The sequence below is a fragment of the Desulfovibrio sp. 1188_IL3213 genome (assembly GCF_036763145.1).
Classification (GTDB): Bacteria; Desulfobacterota; Desulfovibrionia; order Desulfovibrionales; family Desulfovibrionaceae; genus Desulfovibrio.
This window is the reverse complement of the sequence record NZ_JBAIYR010000052.1, coordinates 1-9,812: the sequence shown is the minus strand read 5'-3', so window position 1 is coordinate 9,812 and position 9,812 is coordinate 1. Positions and strand designations below refer to the sequence as shown.

The following is a 9,812-nucleotide window of genomic DNA, read 5'->3' as shown; positions in this document are numbered from 1 at the left end:
GCTGCTGCTCAGGGCGCAGGCGGGCGATGCCGCCGTGCCGAGCTCACCACAGGCCACAAGGCGCTGCAAAAAGCAGCGCGTTAATTCATAGGTTTTTCCTGACCCGGCAGACGCTTTGACCTGACGCAGATGATGCATGAATACTCTCGTGTTTTCGCACCGGGCCGCCCGGCTGCGGTGTGCCAAAAAAGGTTTCGGCCGGCCGTAGCCATGTGTGCAGTTTCCGCAGGTAACCGGAGAAGCGCAGCACGGGCCGTCAGCGTGCAATCATGCCAAACCGGCGGCCTTGAGTCGAGAAGGAAAGTCCGGGCGGGCCTGTGACGGCGTTTAGCGCCGGTTTGTCAGAAAAATCGCACCAAGAATATTCACGCAGCCACCAGAGCAAATTCAAAGTGAAAATGCTCTAAAAAACATGGCCGGCGCAGTACTCTGAAACGACGGCTTGCGCAAGCTGCGCGCTGTCGAGCACGGTGGGCGCGTGGCGGAACTGCCTAAAATATTTTTAAAAATAAGTCTAGATTTTATCTTGAAAATCTGCTTTAATTGATGTAGCGCTTTATAGAACATGGTGTAAAATAAGGTTCGGCTGCTCTGTGTGCCGGACGGAACATAAAATACAGTTTTTTCCCGGGGGCATCATGCCGCAAGTCGCAGCACGCATCAATGAAGAACAGGAACGCTGGCTCAAGGATTATTTTCGTACCAAGAGCGCTGGCGCGGAGTTTATTCTGCCTTGGGCTGTGGACACGTTTTTCCGGGCCATCACGGGCATAAAGCATATATTCAGCGGGCCGGAACTGAAGACCATTGTCGAGGCGCACAAAGATATGAAGCTCATGCCCGACCACACGCGCCTTTCGTATCTCATACTGCGCGTTTCTGACGCCTGCGATGTCAACGGCGTGCATCTGCGCCACGGAGCCAGCAAATCAAGCCTTGAATCAAAAATCAAGAGCCTGGACGACACGCAGGCCACGGCCCTTATGGTGTGGGCCTCGGCTTTTTGGGTCAGCCGCAACTGCTCGGCTGAAAATCTGGACGAGTACATCAAGGCGTATTGATCTTTGTTCGTGGAATCCGTAGGTTCAAGGCCGCTCCTGCGGCCTTTTTCATTTTACGAATTCTGCCTCGCCCGGAAGCCCCAGGGTGTTTGCCGGCATTGCGCATGCACGCCAGCGGCTGCGTGAGCAGTCGCCCGCCGTAAAGATGCAAGCGCAGCTTCAGCCGTTACGACAAAGGAAGTTACGGATGCTTCAGAAATCGTAACGCAGGAAAATACGCTTGCAGGCAGCATGTGTAACGATCGGCCTGTTTCCATACAATCGCTGTCGCCATTCGTAAGGCTCGCAGGCTCGCCAACGATTGCCGCGAAGACAGCAGAGCTATTTACTTGCGCGGTTAAGCATCGAAGCGAGCGTGTCTTAAACTTTGAGAATGTACATTCTCAAAGTTGATCGCCGTGCGCGATCCCGCGCGGCACGTTTTGAAAGAGAGAGAAAGATGCTGAAGATTTTACGCGCCAAATTGCATGGCATCCGCGTAACGGAATGTGTGCTGGACTATCACGGATCCATTACCCTTGACCCGGAAATATGCGGGCTGGCGGGCATCATGCCGCTGGAATTCGTCTATATCTGGAACAAGCACAGCGGGCAGCGCATTTCGACCTATGTCATTTACGGCGAGGCCGGATCGCGCTGCTGCGTCCTCAATGGTGCGGCCGCGCGCACCTGCCAGAAAGGGGATGAGGTCATTATCAGCGCTTTTGAATATGTGGCCGGACCAAACGATATTTCCGAGCGCAGCCCTGTGGTTCTGACTTTTGACGCTCACAACAAGGTACAGGAAAGATTGCGCTATGTTGTGGAACAGAGGGATGACGGCATGTCTTTCAGCATCGCGGATGATCCTTTGCCGGACGCCTGATCTGCCGCTAATGAAAACTTTGAAATGTGAAGCACTTCAAAGTTAATCTGCTCTAGCTGCACAATATCATTGTGAGGATAAACGCAGAGGGAATATTGGGCGAATATTGAAAACATATATGTCCGCAAAATTGATATGTTTCATACAATATAAAAGGCCCGGTGTTTCCGGGCCTTTTATATTGATTTTTTTTTCAAAAAGCGGTTGCTTAGCGGTTGGTGTTGCTCTGCCGCTTGCTGACATGGTTCTTGTGGCTGAAGAAGTAGCTGATACCGAGAATGACGAACCACAGGGGCGTGGTAAGCATTGCCATGCGCGTATCAGCTTCAAAGGTCAGCAGAACGAGCACGATAGCGAAGAAAATCCAGCATATCCAGCAGGAAAATACGCCGCCGGGCAGCTTGAACTTGGAGGCCGCGTGACGTTCGGGGTGCTTCTTGCGGTAAACGTAGTATGAAACCAGAATCATTGACCAGACGAAGATGAAGCAGATTGCGGAGATGGTGGTCATGACGGTAAAGGCCGCCATAATGGTGGGCATGATAATGAGCATGGACGCGCCGAGAAGCAGGCAGAGGCACGAGAACAGCAGGCCGTTGGCGGGAACCCGGTGCGAAGACAGTTTGCCGAAAGACTTGGGGGCCACCCCGGCCAGCGACAGCCCGTAAAGCATGCGGCTGGTGGAATAGATGCCGCTGTTGGCGGAAGAGGCCGCCGAGGTCAGCACCACAAAGTTGACGATGCTGGCCGCAGCGGGAATGCCCACGGCCACGAAGGTGTGCACGAAGGGACTTGTTTCCGGGTCAATGGCTGACCAGGGCGTGATGCACATGATGGCTACCAGGGCAAACACGTAGAAAAACACGATACGGAAGGGGATGGTGTTGATGGCCTTGGGCAGGTTGACTTCGGGGTCCTTGGCTTCCGCCGCGGTGGTTCCGATCAGCTCAATGCCTACAAAGGCGAACATGGCTATCTGAAAACCCGCAAAGAAGCCGAAAATCCCCTTGGGGAACCATCCTCCGTGATCCCAAAGGTTGGACACCGCGGCCACATCGCCCGATATGGACGAAGTAAAGCCGGTAATGACCATGACCGCTCCGGCACAAATGATAGCCATAATAGCCACGATTTTGATGGAGGCGAACCAGAACTCCATTTCACCGAAAAGGTTCACTGAAACAAGATTGAGCCCCATAATCAGCAGCACGAAAAGAATGGAAGGAATCCAGACAGAAAGCGTGGGGAACCAGAAGTGGAAGTAGGAGGCTATGGCGATAACGTCCGCCGTGCCGGTAACAATCCAGCAGAACCAGTAGGTCCAGCCTACAAAAAAGCCTGCCCAGGGACCAACGATGTCCTCCGCCATGTCGGTGAAGGATTTATATTTCAGGTTTGAGAGAAGAAGTTCTCCCATGGCGCGCATGACAAGGTACAGAAAGGCCCCGATAATGGCGTATACAAAGATGATGGAAGGCCCGGCAAGGTTGATGGTTTTGCCGGATCCCATGAAAAGGCCTGTACCGATGGCGCCGCCAATGGCAATAAGCTGAATGTGCCTTTGGCTGAGACCGCGTTTGAGAGTATGAGGATCTTCATGTCCCACGGGGGGAGTGGGCTTGTCACTCATGGTGCGTGCTCCCTGTTTTTTGTTGGTGCTATGGGGTGATCGCTTTTTTACCCCGCACGAAAAGGCAATGTCTGTTTTTTCGGCGCGGAAAGAGCCTGTCCGGCCTGTGCCGCGCCTGCCTTGGTCTGGGTCCTCCTTGCGCAACAGCGGGGGGAGCTGGTGCGTCAGTTACAGGTAACTCGGTTCCGGGTCAAATAACGACCTGCTGACAGCAAAGGGTGAGAGGCCCGCGCCGCCTCGCAAAAAATGCGGGGCGGCCATGAGCCTTGAAAAAATGGTCATCTGTCTGGTGTGTGAACGTGTTGTGCGGAAAGCCCGGAAGGGCGTGGGCCGTGTGGCGTGATTGCCACGCAAAGGCCGAAGCGCCCTTTGCCGTACGCATTCTGGCTGGCATGGCATAAAAGCGCGCAGGCAGACACGGCAAAAAATCCGCGCGTGAAGCTGCGCTGGAAAATACCGCCAGAGGGGCCAAGCCGCTGTGGGAGATTTTTGCTGGCTGTTCAAGAACAGACGGGCATGCCTGGAAAGCAGACGGCCGCCTGTGCGATTTTACTGGATGGAAATTGCATGCCGTGGTGCGGCGCTGATCAATGTCAGAAGTGTGGGACTGTTCAGAAAAAGACACGAACAGCCTCGGCGGGGAAGCGTCTGATTCAAATGTTGTGATGGCGTAAAAAAGGCGGAAAAGACGAGAGCGAGCAAACAGAAGCGAAACAAATCCGCTGCGGCAGTTTGTTGCCCGCAGCACCTGCGGGCCTGTCCTGCGTGGTCAGTTGTGGCGCTTGGGCCGAAGGTGCGCCCAGAGCGGGGCTAATGGCGAATAAAAAAACGCCATGACAGTCACCTCGTTTCTGAGGTTCAACTTCTGTCATCAGCGTGTGCCAATTTCAGAGTGCGTCCGACCATGATCCTTTTGCCTGAGAGTTTCGATTGCTCTTGCCCCTTCGGCGTGCTGTCCAGCAGCAAGCTCTCTCATGGTCATCGTTCGCTTTTATGAAAATTCAATGCGAAGCATCTGCTGTGCTTTTCAGAAGTAGTAACTGCTTGGCATGACGATTGTCAAATAAGTTTTTTCACAATCGGGGCGGATTAGCGCAATTTTACCTGAAGGTTGCCCGCCCCCCGCCTGCTGCCGGGCTATTCGGTATACAGGGTAAGGTAAAGATCCCCTTGCCAGGGGCCAATGCGCTTGCCCAGGCCGCGCAAACGTATGGGTTTTCCCACGGTAAAATCGGGGGGCAGAGTTATTTCAACCGTTTTGAGTTCAGCCTGTAGGCCTTGGCGTATCTGCAGGCGCACCCGGCAGCCCGGCGCAAGGTTGGCTGCGGGCAGGGTAAGGCTTTGCTCTTCATCAATCTGTCGGCGCAGCCAGCCCCTGACCATGCCGGTGACGCCCTTTGTCATGTCGGCAGACCACTTGGGTGTACCCCAGGCCAGATTGCCTTTATGCAGCGGAGCGCTTTTCTTTTCTTTTGGCGCGGCCTTTGGCCTGGCCCTGTTTTGCGGGGCGGATTCCGCTGTATGGGTTTCGGTTGTGTCCTGCCGCGGCTTTTCGGCATGTTGCCGGTTCAGCTCGCTATAAATATCTTCAAAAACGCGGCGGGCAAAGGGATCGTTAAGCAGGTCGCGCAAAACATCCTGCTCGGCATAGGCTGTTCCTGCCGTGGCGTTGTGGTCTGTGGCGTTTCCTTCAGACCGGGCGCCTTTTTCGTTTTGGGCTTTTTTATCTTGTTGTTGGGCCTGGGCGCTCTCGTTGGGCTGTTCCGCGGCTTGGTCCGCCGTTTTTGCCTGCTGTTGCCCGGCAGCGCCAGCCCCGCCAGGTGGGGGAGAGCTTTGCTCTTCTGCCCGGCCGGCCTCTGCGGCGGCCCCGGAAGTTTTGTCGGCACCCTCGTCCGGATCTGCGTGTTTTTTGCTTTTTTGCGTCGCCTTTCGCGCCTCGGATGTGGCCCTGATGCCGTCTTCGTGCTTGAGAATGCCGGAAAGGGCCACATAGGCTTCATTGAGCCGCTGAAAATCGCGGCTGGCTTCCACATTGCCGGGGTTCAGGTCAGGGTGCAGCTCAAAGGCACGCCTGCGGTAAGCCCTTTTAACGGCGGCAAGGTCAGCGTTCTTCTCAAGTTTGAGAATCTCGTAGCATTCCTTGAGGGATATCTGGCGGGAGCGGCGTCGCATGAGTTATTTAAGGATAAGGGCGTTGGCTTCGCAGCTGCTGTCGCTGGCGAGCAGGCCGTTTTCATGCAGGTATTGACGCCCCTGGCGCTCAAAAGCCGCATGGGGAGCGTCGGCATTGATGCCCGGGCAGAATTCTTTAGCCATGGCAAGGCTTGCGGGGTCTTCAATATTGCCGCGAAAAAAGGGCCAGGCACGGCAGATGGCGGGCTTGCCCTCGTGGACGCCGCAGCCTTTCCCCTGCTGAAAGAAAACGCAGTAACCGTCTGCGCCGCTGCGGATTTTCAGCTTGCCGCCGACATGGTAGCAGTATCCTTCTATAACGGCTTCGGGGGCAAGCCCCATGTGTGCTGCCAGGCGCGTAAGGTCAGTGGGGCTGACCACAATTCCGCCGCGTCCTTCGCAGCAGTGACCGCACATGCGGCAGTTGAAAACCGTATCCGGTGAGACAGGCATGAATTATCCTTGAATAGTTGCGGCGTTGGGCAGAAGGCGGGCGTGCTCGACCATGATGCAGGCGTCCTCGATGACGGTGATGCCGAGAGCGGTCAGAAGAACCCTTGCCTCGGGCGAGTGTATGCCTTGCTGCATCCAGAACACAGCAGGCCGCCAAGGCAGGGCCAGCACTTCGCGCGCGTGTTCCGGGCAGTATTGTGGGGCGCGAAAAAGATTCACGATGTCCACGGGGCCTGGCAGGGACGCAAGGTCGGGATAGGCCGCAAGCCCCCAGACCGTTGTGCGTACCGGATGTACGGGATAAATTTCGTAACCTTTGTCTATAAGATAGCGGCCCACACGGTCAACGGGCTGACCGGGCTTGTCCTTGGCCCCGACAATGGCTATGCGCCGCGCCCGCTCAAGCTGGGCGCGCAATTCTTTGTGATCCTGCATATGGTCCCCGAAAAGTGTGGTGACAGAGGGCCGGCGGACGTTCTCCATCGGCAGTCTGCCATCCTAGACGGCTACAGAAAAATGCGCAAGCTTTCCTGGCAAGGAGGCCGGGCGTAGCGCCATGTTGCCGCTCTGTCGCCCTGGCGCAGGCCTGGCTCCCAGAGGCGGGCAGACTGGAATGTGCGCAGCGCGGCCTGTGCTGTGCGGTTATTTGCTGAAGTCCGGCAAGCTGCAAGAGCGGGGGCAATTCTCTTTGGAGTCCGGCATTCAGGCCGTTGGCTGGACTTCTTGCGGCTTGCCCCCCCTGCCGTCTCTGACATGCTCGCGCACTGGACCGGAAAACAGGGGCGCTATGGCGATAACCTTGTCGGTCTTGCCGAAGAGGTACACGATGTCGCCAGGCTCAAAAACCTCATCCGCACCCGGCGAGGCGTGAGTTATCCCTTCCCGCAGGATGGCAATAACCGTCACCCCGTGGCGGCGTCGCAATTCTGTTTGCGCCAGACTGCGGCCGCACAGGGGGGAGATCCCGGCAAGGCGCATGGCCTGTACGCCCATGTCGGGCAGGCGGTTTACAACGCTGTCCAGTGAGTCCGTCGCAGAACTCATGAGACGTATCATGCGGTAGTTCTCCTGCCGGATCCGGGCGGCAAAGGTGTCTATATCCTGTCTGGGTACAAGGTACTGGCTCAGCACTCTGGTGAAAATTTCAATGGAGGTTTCAAATTCCTCAGCAATCACTTCGTCCGCTCCAAGGTTGCGCAGGGCCGCCACCTCGGAAACAAAACGGGTGCGTGCGATGATATGGAGGTTGGGATTAAAGCGCCGCGCCTCAATGGTAATGGCGCGCACAGCCGAGGGGTCGGAGATGACAATCACCAGCACCCGCGCCCGGGTAACGCCCAGGTGCTCCAGCACCACGGGCTGCGAGGCGTCTCCGTGCGCGATGGGTTCTTTCTGGCGGTAGCGGCTGACGGTTTCGGGATTCATTTCCAGAATGGTGTATTCAATACCCGACTCTTTGGCCACATGGGCCAGATGCTTGCCGCTGATGCCGAAGCCAACGATAATCAAGTGATCTTCCAGGCGTTTTTTGCCTTCCTGCTCCGCAGCCTCTTCCTGCTGTTCGTTGCCGCGCTGCCCGGAAAAGCGGTCGGCCAGACGTGGGGCAATAGCCATAAGCCCGGGCGTAAGCATCATGGTCAGCACGCTTACGTCCAGAAAATTCTGATAGGCGTCCATGTCAAAAAGCCCGGCGCTCAGGCCAGAAGCCGCCAGCACAAAGGCAAATTCACCCACCTGTGCAAGGGAAAGGGACGTGACGATGGCCGCACGCAGGGGATAGCCCTGCACGAGCACCGCAGGCAGCGTGAGCAGGCTTTTGACCAGAATAAACAGGGCGGTGAGGCCAATGATGGAAAAAAAGTGTTTTCCAAAAAAATCCACATTGAGCATCATGCCCACGGAAATGAAAAACAGACTCATGAACACGTCGCGATAGGGCAAAATACCCGAAATGACGCTCATGCTGTACTGGGAGCGGGCCAGCAGCAGACCTGCCATAAACGCGCCCAGCGAAAGGGAAAGGCCCAGGGTGTTGGTCAGCAGGGCCATGCCGAGGCACAGCCCCAGTGTGGTGAGCAGCAGTATTTCTCTGGTGCGTGTACGCACCACGGCTTCCATGAGGCGGTCGAGGCCGAAGCGCGCGAAAAGCAGCACGCCACCAAGGGCCAGCACCACCCACAGGGTGGAAAAAAAGGCGCTTTCCAGCGAAAGGTGAAGGGTGCCGGAGAGCAGGGGAACGCACAGAAGCATGGGGGCCACCATAATGTCCTGGAAGACAAGAATGGCGAGAGACAGCCGCCCCGTGGGCGTATTGGTGGAGCCGCGTTCCTGCATGATGCGCAGTACGATGGCCGAGGACGAAAGGGCAACCAGGCAGCCCATAAATATGCCCTGCTGATAGGTGTAGCCGCCCAGAAGGCCAAGGCCCATAACAGCCAGAACGGTAAGCCCGATTTGCAGGCTGCCGCCCATAAATACCGGGCGTTTCAGGCGGTTGAGCGCCTCGCCGGAAAGCTCCATGCCGATGGTGAAAAGCAGCATGGCAACGCCGATTTCAGCCACATGGTCAATGGCTTCTCGGTCGCTGACTATGCCGAGCACGGACGGGCCGCACAAAACGCCTGTGAGCAAAAAGCCCACAGTGGCGGGCAGTTTGATTTTGTTGCAGGTAACGGTGACGAAGATGGAAAGCAGAAAGATGGTCACTATCTCATAGAGTAAAGGCACGTCCATAGGACCTCCGTGGCGGGCAAAATATCACTGCGGCCATAGCCACGCAAGCATCTTTCTGTGAATGGCATTAATTAACTTATATTTAGTGTAGTTATGTAAAAAAATAAGCGCGCTTCCGCCATGTTTTTCCGGCAGGTGCTGCCGTTTCTTTCCGGCGCGGGCACGGGCTGTCTGGGCGGGTGGGTCTTTACAGGGGACGCTGCAGGTTTTGCCGTGGTTGTTGTTTCATTCCGGCGCAGGGTGAAGGCAAAAAACGTCTGCCCGTTTTTAGAGCATTTTAACTTTGAAAAAGTGTAAATGCCCTAACGCTGCACGAAAGTGCAGCGCGCCACAACATGGCGTAGATTCAGTCGAAAATTACATTTTTCGGCTGAATGAAAACTTTGAAATGTGAAGCATTTCAAAGTTAATCTGCTCTAGAAAAGCACGTGAGGCTGGCCGTCGATGGTTTGCATGCGAACCGGGATGCCATATGTCCGGCTCAGGTCGTGTTCGTCCAGGGCCGATGCCGGTCCCTGGTACACCGGACATCCCTGGTGCAGCAGCGTGATATCCTGCGCATAACGCAGGGCATAGCTCAGGTGGTGCAGCACGATAAGCACGCACATGCGCTTGCGCTGGGCGAGTTTTGTAACTGTTTCAAGAATTTCCACCTGATTGCGGATATCCAGATGGTTGACCGGCTCGTCCAGCAGAAGCACCGGGGCTTCCTGCGCAAGGGCGCGGGCAATGAGCGTTTTTTGCAGTTCGCCGCCGCTGAGGCTGGTGACGCACTGTTTTTGCAGTGCCTCAAGGCCCAGTTCACCAAGGATGGCCTGTGTTTTCAGGCGGTCATCCGGGCCGGGCCGCCAGCCCATGCGCGCCCTGCGCCCCAAAAGTACGGCATCAAAAACACTGC

Annotated in this window: 8 protein-coding genes and 1 riboswitch; of the genes, 2 read left to right on the top strand and 6 right to left on the bottom strand. The window is 56.2% G+C overall.

Going from position 1 to position 9,812, the window contains the following annotated elements; all coding sequences use genetic code 11:
• Window positions 1-638: 638 nt before the first annotated feature.
• Both V6C16_RS04390 and V6C16_RS04385 read left to right on the top strand, forming a co-directional pair.
• A complete protein-coding gene (locus tag V6C16_RS04390) occupies window positions 639-1,061 on the top strand; it encodes a hypothetical protein (protein WP_291440230.1) in 423 nt (140 codons plus the stop codon).
• Between the two features lie 439 nt (window positions 1,062-1,500).
• Window positions 1,501-1,926, top strand: coding sequence for an aspartate 1-decarboxylase (locus tag V6C16_RS04385; RefSeq protein ID WP_333535989.1), 426 nt, complete (start codon window positions 1,501-1,503; stop codon window positions 1,924-1,926).
• A 208-nt stretch (window positions 1,927-2,134) separates the two neighbouring features.
• On the opposite strand, the gene cycA is transcribed toward V6C16_RS04385, so the two are convergent.
• The 6 genes from cycA to V6C16_RS04355 form a co-directional block, all read right to left on the bottom strand.
• Complete coding sequence (cycA, locus tag V6C16_RS04380) at window positions 2,135-3,556, bottom strand: D-serine/D-alanine/glycine transporter (RefSeq protein ID WP_333535990.1); 1,422 nt, start codon at window positions 3,554-3,556, stop codon at window positions 2,135-2,137.
• 895 nt (window positions 3,557-4,451) lie between these two features.
• Window positions 4,452-4,541: riboswitch (glycine riboswitch) on the bottom strand.
• A gap of 152 nt (window positions 4,542-4,693) precedes the next feature.
• A complete protein-coding gene (locus V6C16_RS04375; RefSeq protein ID WP_333535991.1) occupies window positions 4,694-5,728 on the bottom strand; it encodes a J domain-containing protein in 1,035 nt (344 codons plus the stop codon).
• Window positions 5,729-5,731: 3 nt separating this feature from the next.
• On the bottom strand, window positions 5,732-6,181 hold the full coding sequence (locus V6C16_RS04370; protein ID WP_333535993.1) for a YkgJ family cysteine cluster protein: 450 nt from the start codon (window positions 6,179-6,181) through the stop codon (window positions 5,732-5,734).
• 3 nt (window positions 6,182-6,184) lie between these two features.
• Window positions 6,185-6,616, bottom strand: coding sequence for a CoA-binding protein (locus V6C16_RS04365; RefSeq protein WP_333535994.1), 432 nt, complete (start codon window positions 6,614-6,616; stop codon window positions 6,185-6,187).
• 267 nt (window positions 6,617-6,883) lie between these two features.
• Window positions 6,884-8,914 carry a cation:proton antiporter domain-containing protein gene (locus V6C16_RS04360; protein ID WP_333535996.1) on the bottom strand — a complete coding sequence of 677 codons (2,031 nt, stop codon included), beginning with the start codon at window positions 8,912-8,914 and terminating at the stop codon, window positions 6,884-6,886.
• Window positions 8,915-9,330: 416 nt separating this feature from the next.
• Window positions 9,331-9,812 (bottom strand): ABC transporter ATP-binding protein (locus tag V6C16_RS04355; protein ID WP_333542806.1); only part of this gene is annotated, 482 nt, incomplete at its 5' end.